The organism is Acinetobacter bereziniae, from assembly GCF_016576965.1.
In the GTDB taxonomy this organism is placed as follows: Bacteria; Pseudomonadota; Gammaproteobacteria; order Pseudomonadales; family Moraxellaceae; genus Acinetobacter; species Acinetobacter bereziniae.
The window spans coordinates 296337-315072 of sequence record NZ_CP066119.1 but is presented as its reverse complement, the minus strand read 5'-3'; the positions used below and the strand labels follow the sequence as shown (position 1 = coordinate 315072).

Sequence of the window (18736 nt, the reverse complement as noted above, 5' to 3'; positions counted from 1 at the left end):
AGTCTATCAAACATTTACGCATTGTCTAAAAAATCAACTTATCAAGATGCACTTTTTATATTAATCTGATGCAAACATTCTTTTAAAAACAAGAGATAAAAGAAAGCTATGTTTATCATTAGGCAGTTTCAGGAAACCGACTTAGATGATGTCATTGCACTTTGGGAGACATGTGATTTAACACGTCCATGGAATAGCCCAGAGATTGATATCTTCCGAAAAGTCGCTCAAAAAGATGGATTATTTTTATTGGCGGTCAAAGATGAACAGCTGATTGCTACCGTGATGGGCGGTTATGACGGACATCGTGGCTGGGTAAATTATCTTGCCGTACATCCACATGATCAACGTAATGGTGTGGCAACAGCTCTCTTACAACAGCTTGAAAAGCGTTTGGTTGCATTGGGCTGTCCAAAGTTGCAACTGTTGATCCGTAAAGACAATATTGATGTACAAAGTTTTTATGAGCAATTGGGCTATGAAGAGATTGAGGTGGTTTGCTTAGGTAAGCGGCTGATTCAGGATTAAGAACAGCCTCATCAAATTAACCTCATCATGGGTCTAATGCTATCGGTTAAAAGTGAGGCATCATCTACACCGCGTTAAAAGTATTTATTGCAATGCTGTCGAAGTTTCAGAGCTGTACGTATAGCTAAATACACTTAAAACCTATAACCATAAGTAATTCCCCAAATATCCTGACTCATTTTAATTTTAGCCTCACCACCACCAAATGCGGGAGAAATTGGTCCTTTCACCTCATTTTCCAAGGCATGTGTATAGGCAATACTGAGTTCTTGATGAGAATCAATATTCCATGTTGCACCAACACTGAGATGGTCTTGAATGACACCAGGTGCAAGAATATTTAAAAAGACCTCTTGCTCTGGAATGGGCTGATCATTATGGCTATAGCCTGCCCTTAAAAGCAGTCGAGGGTGTGCTTGATAAGATACCCCCAATTTATAGACATTGATGTCTTTCCAACCAAATCCAGGACCCTGTGGAGAACCAAAAAGCTGCCCCTGCTGTAGCTGCCCAACATCAAATGAATGTCCAACAGATTTCACATCTGAATAGTTAATCCGTTGTACATCTGCTGCAATGGTGAATTGAGGGCTTACTTTTAATGCTGCACCCACTGCATAGTTTTCAGGAACATCAAAATCTCCATGTTCAGCAAATAATCCCCGATATTGATCAAAACGATCAGCATTGATTTTTGAAGCATAACTCGCACCTAAAGTTAAGCGATCATTGAAGAATATGCCTGACCAGCCCACTCGTGCTCCTAGACCTGTAGCACTCTGCTTTCCTCGATTACTGAGGTTTGAAGCATCTGAAGAAAATCCAGCAAAACCCTGAATTCCCCTTGCCTCAAAACGTTGATATAAAATATTCGTTGCAACACCCACAGATTGATTTGCAGCATATTTCCAAGATACCGCAGGAGAGACAAAAACTTGCGTTAAATCGACCCCAGCCGTGCCCCTATTGCCAAATGCAGCAAACGGATTATCCTGATAGCCTGTATTCATGCCACCATTGCCATACACTGCTAAACCTAATGCCACTTGGTCATTGATTTGATGATTCAAAGCAATTTCTGGCAATACAAAATACGCTCGTCCATTGCCATCATATGAGCCATTCGCATTCGGCAGTTGATTTGCAGTGATGTTTGCAGAACGATCAGGTGAAAAAATACTCACCCCAATGTCAATACGGTTTCCAACCCAACTTAAACCTGCTGGATTATTAGCGATGCTGAGTGCATCCTGAAATTGAGCGATCGATACACCTGCATTACCTTGGGCTTTTACACCATAGGCATGCATAAAATAGCCTGTTGTCGCAGAAGAATTCGAGCTAAATAAAACCCCAGCAATTGCCAGCCCCGTAACTTGAGATATAAATTTCATTGAATCATCTTATCTTTAAATAATATATAACTAAGTATATTGTTAGCCATATATCTTGTAATCCAAGATAAAATGAGATCATTATTCTATTTTTTCATAAAACACTTTTTCTTGACTTGTTTCACTCGACCTAGGCGCAAGAATACAGGAAATTCTATTTTTAAATCTTCATATTCACTACTTAGTTGTTCAGCCAGTTCAAGTAAGGGATGATCTTGATTTTTTTCACAATAATGTTTAATTGCCGACCATGTCGATAAATATTTTAACAGTTGTGCTGCTGACCATTGATACTGCATTTTAAAACTGGCAACGGTTATTTCTTCAAATGGGAATGGAATCGTCTGATATTCTTCGTCAATATAACGGCGCTCAGCATCCCAATAACCGTTTAATTTTTTAAAATATACATCTTGAATCATGGAATGAATGACTTTATTCTCAACTTGAATTAAACCATATCCGATGACAGCAAGGATTCCCTGCGGTTTAAGTGTTCTTTGAACCTCTTTATAAAACCCGTCAAAATCAAACCAATGAATTGCCTGCGCTACCGAAATTAAATCAAAACTGTGAGCTGCAAATGAGGTGTGTTCAGCCGATTGAACCTGATAGCTAACATTATCAAAATAAGGTGCAAGCTGTAGTTGTTTTTCGCTCAAATCGGTGGCAACAATATGATCAAAATAAGGAGTCAGTAGTTGAGTGAATTGTCCTGAACCTGCACCACAATCCCATGCAAAGCTACGCTCAGGAACATGATTTAATATTTCCTGAACCACATCCTGTGGATAACTGGGTCGTGCTTGTTGATAAAGCGCACTGCCTGATGAAAATAAATCTTTCATTGTTTTTTTATAACAATCTATTCGTTTTATAAAAATTTATTCTACGTCATTTCCACATCAGCTCAAGGCATTTTGTAAGACAATTAAAATCATTCCTCTGCACCGTATTTTAATCGGTTTATTTTCTAGAACGCTCACAATGACATTGAACGCTAAAAATAGGCAATAAAAAACCCCAAACAATGTTTGGGGTTTTTCAAATATGGTGGCGAGACCCAGGATCGAACTGGGGACACACGGATTTTCAATCCGTTGCTCTACCTACTGAGCTATCACGCCGATGCGGTGTATTAAGCCGTATCTGTATTCAATAGTCAATAAAAATCATGACTTTTTTATTCAAGCGAATATTTTTTACCCAAAAAAAAATCCCTGATGGGATCAGGGATTGAAATCTTAAAGATTTTTAAATATGGTGGCGAGACCCAGGATCGAACTGGGGACACACGGATTTTCAATCCGTTGCTCTACCTACTGAGCTATCACGCCGATGGGGCGTATTAAACAATTTAATCCATAAGCCGTCAAGTATAGAAAGCATTAAAATCATTCAACAGTCTATTTTTACAACAAAATCAGCCTATTTACGCGCTAATGGATGCTTTTTCACACATATTTGAGCCATACATTGTTTGAATGATCTCGATTAGCATAACCAATTTGCGCATATTCCGTTTTTGAATCTGTGCAAAATGCACTTAAAACTAACCATTTCACCATCCCTTGTTCTTGAGCAACTTGTTTTTGAGCAAAGCAAGCAAAAGCAATGACTCAAGCTGCTTTAGGCATTCAGAAAACTCAAATCGCTTAGATTTTACCGAGATGTGCTAAACAACGATGTATTGCACCGCAACCTGGCTCAAAGTTCTTTACACCCTTTTCTTCTTCAATTCGGCAAACTTCCTCAACCAAACGTTCAGCAACTCCTCGCCCTCGATTGGCTGGATGTACCACAATATTTTCTAAAGTTCTGCTTTCACCTTGTCCAGTACACCATAATGCCCCAATAATCTTTGTATTAAATTCTGCGACATAAAGTAGGGTATAATGAGCCAAGTTTTGCTCAAGTTGTTCTATGGCGTCATGACCATCCCCAAATTCGGGGCTGGTGTCATATAATCGCTCAAGCTGATCGCGAACTTCTTCATTTTCTAGTGAAGTTTTAGCATGTACGGTAATAGGCATTGATTAACCCTCCTGAGCAATCTAATATGCTGTCACTTTCGTCACAGCGAAACATCTTTACATCAAACTTTTAATTTTTGACGTTTTTTGAGGAACGTGTCTATGGCGCAACGTATCAGTGAAGTGGTAAGAAACACCAACGAAACTAAAATTCGAGTTCGTGTGAATCTTGACGGTACTGGTCAAGGCACGCTCAATACAGGTGTTCCCTTTTTAGACCATATGATTGATCAAATCAAGCGTCATGGTTTATTTGATATTGATATTCATTGTGATGGCGACTTGGAAATCGATGATCACCACACCGTAGAAGATTGTGGGATTACGCTAGGACAAGCCTTTGCACAAGCGCTTGGCGATAAAAAAGGCTTAAAACGTTATGGTCATTTTTATGCACCACTTGATGAGTCTTTAAGCCGTGTCGTTGTTGATCTATCAGGTCGCCCAGGATTGTGGATGGATATTCCATTTACTCGTGCACGAATTGGTAGCTTCGATGTCGATTTATTCTCAGAATTTTTCCAAGGCTTTGTTAATCATGCCTTAATGACCCTGCATATCGACAACTTAAAAGGTAAAAATAGCCATCACCAGATCGAAAGTGTGTTCAAAGCGTTTGCTCGCGCACTACGTATGGCATGCGAAGTTGATCCTCGCGCTGAAAATACTGTTGCTTCTACCAAAGGAACCTTGTAATGACCCGTATTGCCCTTCTTGATTATGGCATGGGAAACCTTCATTCAGCAGCTAAAGCACTCGAACATGTCGGTGCAACTGTAGATGTGACCAATGATCCAAAGCTGATTGCTCAAGCAGATAAAATTGTATTTCCAGGTGTGGGAGCAATGCGTGACTGCATTCAAGGCATGCATGAAGCAGGAATCGATGAAGTTGTACGTCAAGCTGCCTTCAATAAACCTGTGCTGGCAATATGTGTCGGTATGCAGGCTTTACTTGAGTCATCTGAAGAAAATGGTGGCACTCAAGCGCTGGGTATTTTTGATGGCATGGTCAAACATTTTCCAGATATGGAGGGATTAAAAGTTCCTCACATGGGCTGGAACCAAGTCCACCAAGCTGATCCTAGCCATCCAATGTGGAAAAATATCGAACAAGATGCACGCTTCTATTTCGTGCATAGCTATTATGTTGAACCTAAAGATTCAACACTGATTGCAGCAACATGTGATTATGGTTTGCAGTTCTGTACCGCAATTCATAAAGAAAATCTATTTGCTACACAATTCCATCCAGAAAAGAGCCATACAGCAGGTTTACAATTGCTGAAAAACTTTGTGGAATGGAATATTTAACACCTCAAGATAAAAAAAATCAGAGCCAATTTAAATTGGCTCTGATAACTCAAATTGCTACAAAAAATAAAGTTTTAAACTTTTGACTACTTGGTCTTTTAGACACACTCCAATAAAAACTTTAATACTTATTGATTCAATGGCTTATAGATGAAAAACAACACGCTTATCAATGATGCACTGCTTCATCCCAATGGACGTTTTGGGCGTTTATCACTCATTGCATGGTTAACCATTCTCACCCTTATTTTATGCTCCCTAAATCTTTATATCTCATTACAGATGTTGAATACCGACGAAGATTTTAAGCAAATTGAACCTTTGGCTTTGTTTTTATGGGCGACCTTACACATCTCATGTATCTATACATTTTTTATACTCATCATTCGTAGACTGCATGATCTTAATCGTTCTGGTTGGTGGAGTGTGTTGATTTTGATCCCGATTGTACAGGTGCTTTTTTTGTTTTTAATCTTTGTCACACCTGGCTCTTTTCATGATAATCAATACGGTAGCAGTAGATTAACACCTATTTGGGAAAAAACCGTTGCACTGATCTCAATCATTTTCACCCCCATCTTAACCATCGTGGTCATCTATATTTTGGCGATCTCTCCCCCACCGAAAACTGATCCGCAAATCGAATTTGAAGGATCTCATCACGTGATGCAACCATCACGTTAATCTTTGGTAACAAAGCCACCTTCTAACGGTTCAACATTGATTTTAATCTCTGCTTTTAAGTTTAAAGCGGCATAACGATCTTTAATCTCATTGATTAACTGCTCCATGGTGGCATGGCTTAAATCCAGTTCAGATTCAGCATATGCCTTACTCACAAGTTCCGTTTTGTCTTGCTGTTTAGCTTCCATATTCCAACGTTCAGTCATACCCACTAAACGTGCCAATTCAATTAAACTTTGTGCGCTTGAAGGTGTAGAATTATGTAGCCATTTACTCATTGTACCTTTTGAAGTTTCCAGCACATTGACAATATCACTGGCCTTTATATTTTTATCTTGAATCAATTGCTTTAAACGTTTTGCACCTTCGATAAAAAGATCATCCTCTTTTTCTACCATCTGCTTGATTCCTGTAATTTCATCTCACAAAACTATCATCTTTTATTCAAAGTTTGTTATAACACAATATCGTTAAATTTTTTTATGCCTTACCTGCTCAATTTTAGTCGACAAAGCAAGTAATTTATGAAATTTCAGCTACCCCTGAAAACTGAGAGCTAAAATTTGTGAATGATCAAAGCCAACAAATCCCAAGCAAGGAACAAATTCTAAGCTTTCCACGTTTTGAAAATTTGCCTTTAAATAAAATTGTGGTGATTAATACGCTGGAACAGTGTCATGAAATTTCAGAAGAATTAGCAAAAGCGACTTTACTCGGCTTTGATACAGAGTCAAAGCCAACTTTTACAAAAGGTGAAGTTCAGACAGGACCTCATTTGATTCAACTTGCCACTGCGGAGAAAGCTTATTTATTTCAGGTTTCGCCTGAAATTCTAAACTTTTTAAAACCCTTTTTAGAAAACACAAATCAACTCAAAGTGGGCTTTGGTCTAAAAAATGACTTACATTTATTTCGTAAAAAAGGGGTAGAACTACATCGTGTGATTGAGCTTTCCAAACTTTTCTCAAGCTTCGGAATGACCAGTCCATTAGGCATTAAAAATGCGATGGCGCTCCTATTTCAGGTTCATTTTCCTAAAAGTAAATCAATAAGCACCTCGAACTGGGCGAAAAAGAATCTGACCATTCCTCAAATTCTGTACGCCGCAGCAGACGCTTATGCGCCAGTTCTTATTTTTAAGGCACTTCTCGATTTAAATTTAATCCCAGCTGATATCATCAAAATCACGACTGAATTGGGGATCAATGAAAATAAAAGCCCCAACTGACACTTAGAAATTGATCAAGTTTTTGCTAAGATGAACGCCAATGAATTTCTATGAGAATAGGCAAGGAGCGAAAGCATGCTGATCATCCCTGCAATAGACCTGAAAGATGGTAAATGTGTACGTTTAAAACAAGGTCGTATGGAAGACGATACTGTATTTTCTGATGATCCAGTTGCAACGGCACAACATTGGGTAAATGAAGGTGCACGCCGTTTACATCTGGTTGATTTAAATGGTGCTTTCGCTGGTACACCAATCCATAAACCTGTGGTTGAAGCAATTGCCAAAGCGCAACCTGAACTACCGATTCAAATTGGTGGTGGTATCCGCTCTTTAGAGACGATTGAGCATTACCTAGATGCAGGTGTGTCTTTTGTGATCATTGGAACCAAAGCCGTTCAAAACCCTGAGTTTGTCGAAGAAGCATGTCAAAAATTTGCAGGTCATATCATCGTCGGTATTGATGCAATGAACGGTATGGTTGCTACAGATGGCTGGGCAAATGTGACTGATGTAAAAGCGACTGATCTTGCAAAACGTTTTGCTGATGCAGGTGTATCAAGCATTGTTTATACAGACATCGCACGTGATGGCATGATGCAAGGTGTCAATGTTGAGCAGACTGTTAATCTTGCACAATATTCAGGTCTTCCTGTCATCGCATCAGGTGGTGTTACTAACTTAGATGATGTACGCAACTTAAAAGGTCAACCAGGTATTTTAGGTGCAATTACTGGACGAGCAATCTATGAAGGCACGCTCAATCTACGTGAAGCTCAATTATTGTTGGATGACCAAGCATTCTAACTTCAGTTAATTTGTAGAAAGAGAACCGTAAGGTTCTCTTTTTTATTCTTTCAATCACAACAAAAATCTAGACTAATGTATTCTCAAAATGCTGCATTTCTATTTTTTGTGCTAAAAAGGGTTTTAAAGCATTAAACCAATGTTTAAATTCTTCTGTTTTCATAAAAACATCTGTGTGTGCTTTTAAATCAGTCCAGTGAATTTGTAGAATATATTGTTGATTATTCTCTATTCCACGAATCAATTTAAATTTTTCACACCCTTGTGCATTTCTAAAAATGTCGGATAATTCATAAAATTTCTTTTCGAAAGCCGATTGCTGACCCTCAATAATATGAAATAAAGCTTGTTCAATGACCATGGCTTATTTCTCTTTATGCATATTTTAATAGTTAAAGTATAACGCTTTCAGGTGACAATTTAATGATCACCTCTCATTTATTACCAAACTTAACATCAGCATAATTCTGTGCTTTCGCGTAAAATAGCGATGCTTTCTTTTGCCCTCTTGTTCTTTATGTCATCCTCTCCCTTTGCTTTATTTTTAAAATCGAAAATACCTCAGATTGCCCTGATCATCATGACTATGATTTGGGGAGGTACTTTTGTCGTTGTGCATCATGCCTTGAATTATAGTTCTCCAATGTTCTTCGTAGGTTGCCGATTTGCAGCGGCAACCATCGCTGTCGGATTATTGTCATATAAATATCTCAGAGGCATTCATCTAAAAGAAATTATTGCTGGAGCACTGATTGGCAGCATGATTGCTGGAGGTTATGGCTCACAAACCGTAGGAATGCAAACCATCAGCAGTAGTGAGTCTGCATTTTTAACGGCGTTGTATGTCCCTTTGGTACCCATCTTAATTTGGCTGATTTTTCGTAAAAGACCTCACGTGATGACATGGTTAGGTGTCTTACTGGCATTTATCGGGTTAATTTTCTTAACAGGCAATGGCTTCAACCAAATCAATCTCAATACAGGGCAAATTGTAACCCTACTCGGTTCTTTTGCGATTGCAATGGAAATTATTTTGATTGGTTACTTTGCAGGGAAAGTGAACATTCAGCGAGTGACTGTCATTCAGTTGGCTTTTGCCTCAGTGTTATCTTTTGCATCAATGCCCTTCGTTGGAGAACATCATATCCCCGCCTTTTCGTGGGAACTGCTTATACTGGCTGTAGGATTAGGCTTGACCAGTTCTATATTGCAACTGACCATGAACTGGGCAAAACGTTCAGTTGATCCATCTCAAGCAGCAGTGATCTATGCTGGCGAACCTGTATGGGCGGCATTATTTGGCAGAATTGCAGGTGAACGCCTTCCCTTAGTTGCACTTTTTGGTGGATTACTTGTGGTTTCGGGCATTATCCTCAGCGAATGGAGACCTCGATTTTTAAACAGAAAACAACATCAAAAAAGTACTCACACCATATAAAAAAAACAGCGTTTCAAGGTAAGCGCTGTTTTTTTACTTCAGTCATTCTTTCAATTTTTAGTCAGGTTTATAGCGGTAAAGCTTGATCATCATTCAAAACGATAATCCCTCGAATCGCTCGATAAACAATCCATATCCAAGAAAGAAATAAAGTCACACCACAAAACACTGTAGCGCCGAGTGCTACACCTGCAAATGCGTTGACATTATCCATCGTGAAAAAGAGAAAAAGAAATGGAATAAATGCAACGATGGTCCAGATCAAGTACCACCAAAATGTTCTGATTTGCCACTTAAAATGGCTTTCAAAAATCGTACCTCGAACAGAATCTAATTTTACGTAATTAATAATCAATGCAACAATTGCTAGAATTCCAGCGGAGAAAATCGCAATAATGTAAAGAATGTATAAGATTAAGGTGAGAGATTTACTATTGTTTGAATCGACATAATTACTCATCGCAAGCCCTTTTTTAAAACTTGGCGAATTCACACTAAATGTGGAATACATTTAAAGGTGAAATTAACCATAAAATCAATAAAATATTAAAGACTATGGTACAGAAATAGATCTTTCGAAAAGGTTGTTTTTGTGTTTTATGTCGTAAGCGTTGTTGTGCCAACCATGCAGCAGGCCAGCCGCCTAAAAAGGCTAAAATATGTAAGGTATTTTCAGGCACCCGACGCTGATTCATTTGTGCAGCTTCTTTGTCCTGCGAATAGAACCAATAAGTCATGACATTGATAATACTGACAAAAAACAGAATCATGCCATTTAATAAACCACTTATGCTTAAGATTGCCAAAACCACTATATAAACGATACATATGATTTGCATCGGCTGTAATGAGGAGGCTTTTTGGGCATTCAGTTTATTCTGACTGGTTCGATTTGTTTTGGCATGAACAGTTTGAGTTGCTTTCAAATAAGTCACTTGCTTGGCTTTATAACGTCCTTGTCCATCTAACTGCACCACATATTCAAGTGCACAGCCCACTATGGGACGTGGACCTTTTTGCGCAAAGTCTTTGATATGCAGGAATACACGCTCTTTTAGTCCATCATTGGGTTGAATAAAGCCATAGCCTTTGTCATCAAACCACTCAACTAACCGACCTTGATCACGCATTTTTTATCCCACACATTTATTAAGCTGTTACAAATTTCAATCTTTCAATCAACATATTACGCATTTCTTGTGGATTTTTCTGCAAGATATCATCCCCTGTTCGAGCTGATTCAGCATTGATTTGTGCAATCTGCAAACGCATCATCCAAAAGCGTCCTGCCGCCATTGCCAAATATAATTCTAGACATGCCTTTTCATCTTCAGTCAGTGGACGAACTGAACTATAAGCATTTAAAAATGCCATTGCCTTGGCTTCATTTAAAGTAACTTCAGGATATTCTGTACAAAAATCATTTAATGTAATGGCAATATCAAACAACAATTCATCTTGATTCATTTCATAAAAATCAAGGATTCCTTTGAGGTTGTCCCCTTCAAACAGCGTATTGTCGCGAAACAAGTCTGAATGAATCCAACCTTTAGGTCTATTTGGATACATCTGTGTTAATGCTTGATACAATCCCAAGAGATTATCAAGTACCGCTTTATCGGCTGTACTTAAAGTCGGTTTGATTTGTTTCGCCACGTTGTACCAATAGTCATGATCGCGGGCGATTTTGCGCTGTAGTGGAAAATCTTTTAATGCGATATGCATCTTTGCCTGAGCCATCGCAATCTGTTCAACTTGAGCAATGCTTGATGGCATAGGATGTTTGCCGATCATACGTGGTGCAATCTGCGCAGGTTTATCCTTCAACGTATGAATAGATTGACCTTCATATTTGAGTGGTACAGGGACAGCCAGCCCATATTCGCCTAAATGCTCTAATACAGGGATCAACTCACCTGCCGCTTGCGCATCCATATTTTCAAATAAGGTTAAAACAAACTGTGTTCCATCACGACAAATGATAAAATAGTTGGTATTTTGGATACCGCCTTGAATTGGGTTCTGCTCAACCACCTCTAATCCATAAGGTGCTGCAAAGACCTGAACTTCTTGTAAACTCAAAGTGGTATAAACCGACATAGAAAACCTGCGAAAAAACTTACATAAGTTTGATAGAATAACCGCTTCGGCTATTGTGGTGCTATAGCTAAGTCACGAAGTTTCATCATCGACTGTTATTTTTTGGAAAAAATTATGCTCGCTAAACGTATTATTCCTTGCCTAGACGTAGATAATGGTCGTGTGGTGAAAGGTGTTCAATTTCTTGATATTCGTGACGCAGGTGATCCTGTAGAAGTAGCTCGACGATATAATGAACAAGGTGCCGATGAAATTACTTTTTTAGACATCACTGCAACCTCCAATGGTCGTGATACGACTTATCGCACTGTAGAACGTATGGCGGAAAGTGTATTTGTCCCTTTAACTGTCGGTGGCGGTGTGCGTAAAGTTGAAGATATTCGCCTATTGTTAAATGCAGGCGCTGATAAAGTCAGTATTAACTCCGCTGCCGTGTTTAACCCTGAGTTTGTACAAGAAGCTTCTCAGCGCTTTGGCGCACAATGCATTGTCGTTGCGATTGATGCCAAAAAAACTGCGGAAAATAAGTGGGAAATTTTCACTCATGGTGGACGTAAACCTACAGGGATTGATGCCATTGAATGGGCAGTAAAAATGGCGGAATACGGCGCAGGTGAACTATTGGTTACGTCTATGGATGCTGATGGAACCAAAGCAGGTTATGACATTGGTCTCATGCGTCAAATTAATGATCGTGTCACCATTCCAACGATTGCTTCTGGTGGCGTAGGTAATTTACAACACCTTGCAGATGGTATTTTAAAAGGTGGAGCAGATGCGGTATTGGCAGCTTCAATCTTCCATTTTGGTCAATATACGATTCCTGAAGCAAAACAATATCTCGCAGAACAAGGGATTGAAATGCGTCTTTGATGAATGACGTTTTATCTAGATTAAAAACTATATAAATAATCTCATACTTCAATCAACATACTGCATCATGCTGAAAACGCCTTCTTCCACTGGGAGAGGGTTGTATTGAGCGCTTATTTTATTTCGAATGCTCTATTGAATAAGAAAATGAAAGCATTCTAAAGTGATGAGTTATTCATGGTTTTATATCACCTTTATTAAGTCTAAATTAAAACAACATAAAGAAATCAATTAATAATATTTATTTTCAAATAAAATTTTACAATTTATTTGTCATGATTTTTAAATAGAGAATTCACTCAGTAATGATAAAATAAATGAAAATAGTCACATTTCCATTTTTAATATCAGCGTCTTAAAATAAGCCCATCCTTCAATATAAATCAGGGAATTAACCCTATTTACTGAAACTCCTATATTTTTCCAGTATTTTTACTATGAAAAAAAATCATGAAAACAAGGTATTTCATATTCTTTTTATTTCATTTAATCTTGATTGAAATAAGCGTTAAATTTTGTAGTTGATGATGGAGTTAATAAAAATAAATAAGGAGGATTAATCAGCTCATGACTTATTCATACGATTATACACATCGGCATGTCTTATTTGGGATGTCTGAGTCCATGCATATTTATCATCGTGCAACCAGTTATGAACATCTCGCCCTGAATAATCACTATAGTGTGCATTATGATTTACATCGTCATGAGCGCGTTTATACCTATCAGCGTAATGCGATTTGGTATTTTTTACATGCCGCATTGAAAGGTTATAGTAAAGCACAATATAAACTCGGAATGATTTATCTACAGGGTCAACTGGGACTGTCTCCTGATCAATATAAAGCCAGAAAATGGTTGTTACTTGCAGCCAATCAAGGGCATATCGAAGCGCAAAATCAACTTCACCATGCTTACCTGCAATAAAAAACCAGCTCGAAAGCTGGTTTTTTACAGTAAAGTCAGTGTTTAGCCACCAATTTTTTTGTATTTAGTACGCTTCTGCACAGCTGCATCACCTAAGCGAGCCAAGCGATACGCTTCGTATTCAGCATAGTTACCTTCGTAGAACTCTGGCTGTTCATTTTCAAATGACAAGATATGCGTTGCAATACGGTCGAGGAACCAACGGTCATGCGATACCACCATCACTGTACCTGGGAAGACTAAAATCGCATCTTCTAGCGCACGTAAAGTCTCGATATCCAAATCGTTTGATGGCTCATCCAGTAAGATCACGTTTGCGCCCATTTGAAGAATCTTAGCAAGTTGTAAACGGTTACGTTCACCACCAGATAATTCTCCAACACGTTTTTGCTGATCTTGACCTTTAAAGTTAAAGCGACCGATATAGGCACGAGAAGCAATCTCGTATTCACCGATTCTTAAGATATCTAAACCGCCTGAAACTTCTTCCCAGACTGTTTTATTGTTGTCTAAGGTGTCACGAATCTGACCAACATAGGCGACTTTAACAGACTCACCCAGTGTCACAGTACCTGTATCAGGTTGCTGCTCACCTGTCATCATACGGAATAAGGTGGTTTTACCTGCCCCGTTTGGACCCACAATACCCACAATCGCTGTAGGTGGCACAGTAAAGGTTAGATTTTCGTACAATAAACGACCATCAAAAGATTTACTGATGCCTTCAACTTCAACCACTTTATTCCCTAGACGTGGACCAGGTGGAATATAAATCTCTGAAGTTTCATTACGTTGTTGGAACTCACGCGAGTTAAGCTCTTCAAAACGCTCCATACGTGCTTTATTTTTCTTTTGTTGACCTTTGGCATTTGAACGAACCCATTCAAGTTCTTTTTTCAATGCTTTAGCAAAAGATTCTTCTTGCTTTTGTTCTTGCTCTAAACGGGCATTTTTTTGCTCTAACCAAGACGAATAGTTACCTTGGTATGGAATACCATGCCCACGGTCAAGCTCAAGAATCCACTCTGCCACGTTATCCAAGAAATAACGGTCATGGGTAATCGCCACGATTGTACCAGCAAAGTCTTTCAAGAAACGTTCTAACCAAGATACAGACTCTGCATCCAAATGGTTCGTCGGTTCGTCCAGCAATAACATATCTGGCTTAGACAGCAATAAACGGCATAGTGCAACACGACGACGCTCACCACCTGAAAGCAAAGTTACATCTGCATCCCAAGCAGGAAGATTTAATGCAGCGGCTGCCTGATCCATTTGATTGGTCAGGTTATGGGCATCCCAAGAATGAATGATTGCTTCTAATTTCTCTTGCTCTTTTGCAAGTGCGTCAAAATCGGCATCTTCTGCTGCGTATTCAGCAAAAACCTCATCTAAGCGTGCCAAGGCATCCAATGGCTCACGTAAACCATCTTCAACGTTACCACGGACATCTTTATTTGGATCTAATGGTGGTTCTTGCTCTAGATAACCGATTTTAATACCTGGTTGTGCACGAGCTTCACCTGAGAAATCTTTATCTACGCCAGCCATAATACGGAGCAAAGTAGATTTACCAGCACCGTTTAAACCAAGCACACCAATTTTGGCACCTGGGAAAAATGATAAAGAGATGTCTTTTAAGATTTCGCGTTTAGGCGGAACCATCTTCGACACACGGTTCATCGTGTAAATATATTGGGCCACGTAGGACTCCTCTATAATGAATAAAAATTCGCAAAATGCGAATAGGCTTTACTCGAATGTCATCTGTAGCGACTTGATAAACAAAAACATGGTTTTGTTTATATCCACTTGCAACTCAAATTCACTCAGTCTGCGCGATAAAACTCAAAAACATGTTTACGGTTTTCTTCGTTTCACAGCATTCATTGTTTGTTTTAACTTACAAGGCAATCCACAGATGAAATGCGGACAAATCCTTAAATAAATGCTGTTAATTATACGCTGAATTTATCTATTTTTGTTCAGATTTGTCCAATTAGATGGAGATATTTTCAAACACGCTTTTTCAGATTCGTTCTTCAAAAGAGTTCGACCTTGAGTTTTATTCAAACGAGATATGAAATCAAAGTTCGCCTGATATTGCGATATAAACTGTAGATGCAGTCTGGATGTGTTGGTTGGATGACAACCAAATTAAGGCTTGTACAGGACTAAAACTGGTGGCTATACATTGCACCAAGGTATGAGTATCGTTTTTATTTTAATGCTTGTTGTTATTCAACACATAAGATTGAAAGAGCCGTCAATTTGACAACTCTTTCAAAGTGCTTATTGCCCTTTCAAATTCAATTTATCCATGATGTATAAGGTATTGATATCGACTCTTGTTCGCGCTGTATCCAGGTATTTTTGCTCCATTCCTTTTGCATTACTCCACAATCCTAAATCATCATCGTTTAATACACCTAAAGTGGTGTTATTAATCAACCATATGCCTTCTATTTTGTCATGTGGATATTTCACCGCTTTGCCCATATCGAGTACCAATGTTTTGGGTGCTGGAACAATATTCAATGCTTTTAAACCATCCCAGCCTTTTTCCAACTGGAATTCTTCCAGTGTTTTACCCGCGATCGTTAAACCGATCTTGTCATCCTGTTTGAAATCCTTTTGATCTTTAATATCTTCTAAATTGGTGGCTTGAGTTAAATCAATACGATAAACATTTTTAATTACCTTTGTGGTGTCTTTATAAAAAAGACCGTCCCGTTCCAGCACTAAAAATTGTGTTGCACTTAATGCAATAATCCCAGAGTTGGAGTTCTCAGGAAGTTCTTGCTGATAGAGATATTGTGCAACCTTACCTGTCTCAAGGTTAATGGTCACTATACGAGTCAATGTTGATTTATTGACACTTTTATTCGGCAAACTCATGGTCGACTGCATAATGCCCACCAAAGTTTTTTGATCTGGTGTAATGGTGAGCCCTTCCATTCCTCGATTGGCACGGCGATAACTAAATTCATTAGGTAGCGTCCATTGATTACGTTGATCTGCTTTGAATGGATTAATTCGCCCGATTTCCTTGCCATTGGCATCAAAATGTACAATATGTGGACCATATTCATCACTGACCCAAAACGTGCCATCTTGAAGTGCAACTAGCCCTTCACTATCTAAGCCATAATCATCCAATTTGATGGGATTATTCACTGCATCAAACGGTTTGGTTGGATCTACAGTAATCACTTTACCATTCACATCATAAGGGGTTTCTCCCGTCCCCCCAAAAGCTGAGGTATTGGGTAAACCTGAAATATCTTTACCATTACGGTCTTTCAAATTAATGGTTTTGATTAGTTTGACGGTGCCATTGTCCTGAATTTCAAACAAACCAATTTTGGGAACATAATTGGGAATCGCAAACACTTTACCTGCACCATACAGCTTGTCAGTAAAGTCAGCATTCGGTCCTCGATCTGTCAAAGCATAGAATTGCTTTTTATTTGTCGGGTGAGCAGTGGCATCAGAACCAAAACCACCTTGACGAATATCAAAGCTACTATCAATGGTCGTGCCATTTGCATCATGTCGTGCGAGTACAGTAAATGGTAATGCGACGCCTTGAGCAAATAAATTCGGTTTACAACTGTCCTCATTTTTTGTGACTTCACTGGCTTCCAGTTTACCATTTCCATTCCTATCTACCCCGCTTTGAACACGTGTTCCTCCCATCACACAAGCCTCATCGCCAAAGGCTAAACTTATACTTTGAGTAAGTGTTTTGCTGTTGGTTGAGTCTTTATTATCATCATCTGAACATGCTGTTAAGCCGAATAAACTACATAAAACTAAAGTTAAAGTGGTTTTACGAATTGTCAGTTTACTTATCTGTGCTTTATTCATTGTACTTAGTGCCTGATTTAATGGAAATTCCAATACTAATTTCGGCAAGTGACATCAACATGACAGTGACTCAACTAAGCGATATTCGGTATTTACATATTCAATTCTGTATAAACGGCACATCGCTAAGACTTTGTCTTTATCTTTTTTTATGATTTTAAAATATAGAAACCCTTGTTTACTTCATATATTTATTTGTTACACTCTATTGAATTTTAATAAAAAGTTGACGGAATATGACTTATAAAGACGAAACACTTGCCATTCACGCAGGCTATGAACCAGAAGCAACAACCAAAGCCGTTGCTGTTCCAATTTATCAAACGACATCCTATGCCTTTGATAACACCCAGCATGGTGCAGATCTATTTGATCTCAAAGTTCAAGGCAATATTTATACCCGTATTATGAATCCAACCACAGCTGTGCTTGAACAACGTCTGGCTGCACTTGAAGGTGGAATCGGTGCTTTAGCATTGGCTTCGGGCATGTCAGCAATCACCTATTCGATTCAAACCATTGCCGAAGCTGGTGATAATATTGCATCAGTATCGACGCTATATGGTGGAACATACAATTTATTTGCGCATACTTTGCCGAAACAAGGCATTGAAGTACGTTTTTTTGATTACCAAAATCCTGAAGCACTGCGCAACCTGATTGATGAAAAAACCAAACTGGTCTTTGTTGAATCAATCGGCAACCCATTGGGCAATATTATCGATCTTGAGGCGATTGCCAAAATCGCGCACGAATACGGCGTTCCTGTCATTGTTGATAATACTGTTGCTACCCCTGCCTTGCTCAAGCCTTTTGAACATGGTGCTGATATTGTCGTACATTCTTTGACGAAATACATTGGTGGTCATGGCAACTCCATTGGCGGCGCCATTGTAGACAGTGGGAAATTCCCTTGGGGTAAATATCCTGAACGTTTTAAAGTCTTAAATACACCTGATCCAAGTTATCATGGTGTCAATTATGTAGAAGCCTTAGGTGAAGCCGCATATATAGCGCGAGCGCGTGTTGTGCCTTTACGTAACACTGGTGCTGCGATTAGCCCACTCAGTGTTTTCCTTATTTTACAGGGCTTAGAAACGCTCAGTTTACGTATGGAACGTCATACCGAGAATGCACAAAAAGTTGCAGAATACTTGCAAGCACATCCTAAAGTGCAATGGGTCAACTATGCCGGTTTAAAAGACCATCCACAACATGCCTTAGCTCAAAAATATGTCAAAGGTAAACCATCTGCCATCTTATCTTTTGGAGTACAAGATGGTCGTGAAGGTGGAACTCGTTTTATTGATGCCCTACAACTCTTTACTCGTTTAGTCAACATTGGTGATGCCAAAAGCTTGGCATGTCATCCAGCAACCACGACTCATCGCCAACTCAATGAAGAAGAATTAAAAGCGGCTGGGGTCAGTATTGATATGGTTCGCTTATCTGTAGGCATTGAACATATTGATGATTTGATTGCAGATTTAGAGCAAGCCTTGGCACAAGTTTAATTCGTTGAGTTGACGTTTTTTCAAAAC

Annotated in this window: 20 protein-coding genes and 2 tRNA genes; 10 read left to right on the top strand and 12 right to left on the bottom strand. The window is 38.9% G+C overall.

Annotated elements, in window-relative coordinates; translation table 11 throughout:
* The first annotated feature begins 108 nt into the window (after positions 1 to 108).
* The gene (locus I9192_RS01460) at positions 109 to 528 is read left to right on the top strand and encodes a GNAT family acetyltransferase (RefSeq protein ID WP_004825465.1); all 420 of its coding nucleotides are present in this window, start codon (positions 109 to 111) and stop codon (positions 526 to 528) included.
* Between the two features lie 134 nt (positions 529 to 662).
* Here the strand turns inward: I9192_RS01460 and I9192_RS01455 are convergent, their stop codons facing one another.
* The 5 genes from I9192_RS01455 to I9192_RS01435 form a co-directional block, all read right to left on the bottom strand.
* Positions 663 to 1922, bottom strand: coding sequence for an OmpP1/FadL family transporter (locus tag I9192_RS01455; RefSeq protein WP_005034396.1), 1260 nt, complete (start codon positions 1920 to 1922; stop codon positions 663 to 665).
* Between the two features lie 86 nt (positions 1923 to 2008).
* Positions 2009 to 2770, bottom strand: coding sequence for a class I SAM-dependent methyltransferase (locus I9192_RS01450; RefSeq protein WP_005034399.1), 762 nt, complete (start codon positions 2768 to 2770; stop codon positions 2009 to 2011).
* Positions 2771 to 2973: 203 nt separating this feature from the next.
* Positions 2974 to 3049 (bottom strand) — tRNA-Phe (locus tag I9192_RS01445).
* Between the two features lie 134 nt (positions 3050 to 3183).
* A tRNA-Phe gene (locus tag I9192_RS01440) sits at positions 3184 to 3259 on the bottom strand.
* A gap of 318 nt (positions 3260 to 3577) precedes the next feature.
* Positions 3578 to 3955: a GNAT family N-acetyltransferase gene (locus tag I9192_RS01435; protein WP_005034402.1), complete on the bottom strand. Its 378-nt coding sequence runs from the start codon at positions 3953 to 3955 to the stop codon at positions 3578 to 3580.
* 102 nt (positions 3956 to 4057) lie between these two features.
* On the opposite strand from I9192_RS01435, the gene hisB reads away from it, so the two are divergent.
* From hisB to I9192_RS01420, 3 genes are all read left to right on the top strand, one after another.
* Complete coding sequence (gene hisB / locus I9192_RS01430; RefSeq protein WP_004825477.1) at positions 4058 to 4651, top strand: imidazoleglycerol-phosphate dehydratase HisB; 594 nt, start codon at positions 4058 to 4060, stop codon at positions 4649 to 4651.
* Positions 4651 to 5268 carry an imidazole glycerol phosphate synthase subunit HisH gene (gene hisH, locus I9192_RS01425; protein ID WP_004825479.1) on the top strand — a complete coding sequence of 206 codons (618 nt, stop codon included), beginning with the start codon at positions 4651 to 4653 and terminating at the stop codon, positions 5266 to 5268. Before hisB ends, hisH begins: the two co-directional genes overlap by 1 nt.
* 150 nt (positions 5269 to 5418) lie before the next feature.
* A complete protein-coding gene (locus I9192_RS01420) occupies positions 5419 to 5952 on the top strand; it encodes a DUF805 domain-containing protein (RefSeq protein ID WP_004825481.1) in 534 nt (177 codons plus the stop codon).
* Here the strand turns inward: I9192_RS01420 and I9192_RS01415 are convergent.
* A complete protein-coding gene (locus I9192_RS01415; protein ID WP_004825483.1) occupies positions 5949 to 6350 on the bottom strand; it encodes a transcriptional regulator in 402 nt (133 codons plus the stop codon). The genes I9192_RS01420 and I9192_RS01415 overlap by 4 nt on opposite strands.
* Before the next feature lie 167 nt (positions 6351 to 6517).
* Here I9192_RS01415 and I9192_RS01410 point away from each other — a divergent pair, with 167 nt between their 5' ends.
* Positions 6518 to 7180, top strand: coding sequence for a 3'-5' exonuclease (locus I9192_RS01410; RefSeq protein ID WP_005034407.1), 663 nt, complete (start codon positions 6518 to 6520; stop codon positions 7178 to 7180).
* 75 nt (positions 7181 to 7255) lie between these two features.
* Positions 7256 to 7987 (top strand): 1-(5-phosphoribosyl)-5-[(5-phosphoribosylamino)methylideneamino]imidazole-4-carboxamide isomerase, encoded by a 732-nt coding sequence (gene hisA, locus I9192_RS01405; protein ID WP_005034409.1) that lies wholly within the window; start codon positions 7256 to 7258, stop codon positions 7985 to 7987.
* A gap of 67 nt (positions 7988 to 8054) precedes the next feature.
* On the opposite strand, the gene I9192_RS01400 is transcribed toward hisA, so the two are convergent.
* Positions 8055 to 8348: an antibiotic biosynthesis monooxygenase family protein gene (locus I9192_RS01400; RefSeq protein ID WP_005034410.1), complete on the bottom strand. Its 294-nt coding sequence runs from the start codon at positions 8346 to 8348 to the stop codon at positions 8055 to 8057.
* Between the two features lie 156 nt (positions 8349 to 8504).
* Here I9192_RS01400 and I9192_RS01395 point away from each other — a divergent pair, with 156 nt between their 5' ends.
* On the top strand, positions 8505 to 9425 hold the full coding sequence (locus I9192_RS01395; protein ID WP_200150070.1) for a DMT family transporter: 921 nt from the start codon (positions 8505 to 8507) through the stop codon (positions 9423 to 9425).
* Between the two features lie 67 nt (positions 9426 to 9492).
* On the opposite strand, the gene I9192_RS01390 is transcribed toward I9192_RS01395, so the two are convergent.
* From I9192_RS01390 to I9192_RS01380, 3 genes are read right to left on the bottom strand one after another with little or no spacing between them, the layout of a single operon-like run.
* Positions 9493 to 9885 carry a DUF4870 family protein gene (locus I9192_RS01390; protein ID WP_005034414.1) on the bottom strand — a complete coding sequence of 131 codons (393 nt, stop codon included), beginning with the start codon at positions 9883 to 9885 and terminating at the stop codon, positions 9493 to 9495.
* A gap of 34 nt (positions 9886 to 9919) precedes the next feature.
* On the bottom strand, positions 9920 to 10555 hold the full coding sequence (locus I9192_RS01385) for a DUF1294 domain-containing protein (RefSeq protein ID WP_005034416.1): 636 nt from the start codon (positions 10553 to 10555) through the stop codon (positions 9920 to 9922).
* Between the two features lie 19 nt (positions 10556 to 10574).
* Positions 10575 to 11525 (bottom strand): homoserine kinase, encoded by a 951-nt coding sequence (locus I9192_RS01380; protein WP_200150069.1) that lies wholly within the window; start codon positions 11523 to 11525, stop codon positions 10575 to 10577.
* A gap of 114 nt (positions 11526 to 11639) precedes the next feature.
* On the opposite strand from I9192_RS01380, the gene hisF reads away from it, so the two are divergent.
* Positions 11640 to 12398, top strand: a complete 759-nt coding sequence (gene hisF, locus I9192_RS01375) for an imidazole glycerol phosphate synthase subunit HisF (protein WP_004825500.1) — start codon at positions 11640 to 11642, stop codon at positions 12396 to 12398.
* Positions 12399 to 12965: 567 nt separating this feature from the next.
* The gene (locus I9192_RS01370) at positions 12966 to 13325 is read left to right on the top strand and encodes a tetratricopeptide repeat protein (protein ID WP_004825502.1); all 360 of its coding nucleotides are present in this window, start codon (positions 12966 to 12968) and stop codon (positions 13323 to 13325) included.
* Between the two features lie 42 nt (positions 13326 to 13367).
* Here the strand turns inward: I9192_RS01370 and ettA are convergent, their stop codons facing one another.
* The gene (gene ettA / locus I9192_RS01365; RefSeq protein WP_004825504.1) at positions 13368 to 15029 is read right to left on the bottom strand and encodes an energy-dependent translational throttle protein EttA; all 1662 of its coding nucleotides are present in this window, start codon (positions 15027 to 15029) and stop codon (positions 13368 to 13370) included.
* 588 nt (positions 15030 to 15617) lie between these two features.
* Positions 15618 to 17195, bottom strand: a complete 1578-nt coding sequence (locus tag I9192_RS01360) for an esterase-like activity of phytase family protein (RefSeq protein ID WP_005034420.1) — start codon at positions 17193 to 17195, stop codon at positions 15618 to 15620.
* A 236-nt stretch (positions 17196 to 17431) separates the two neighbouring features.
* On the opposite strand from I9192_RS01360, the gene I9192_RS01355 reads away from it, so the two are divergent.
* The gene (locus I9192_RS01355; RefSeq protein WP_005034422.1) at positions 17432 to 18709 is read left to right on the top strand and encodes an O-acetylhomoserine aminocarboxypropyltransferase/cysteine synthase family protein; all 1278 of its coding nucleotides are present in this window, start codon (positions 17432 to 17434) and stop codon (positions 18707 to 18709) included.
* Positions 18710 to 18736: the final 27 nt, after the last annotated feature.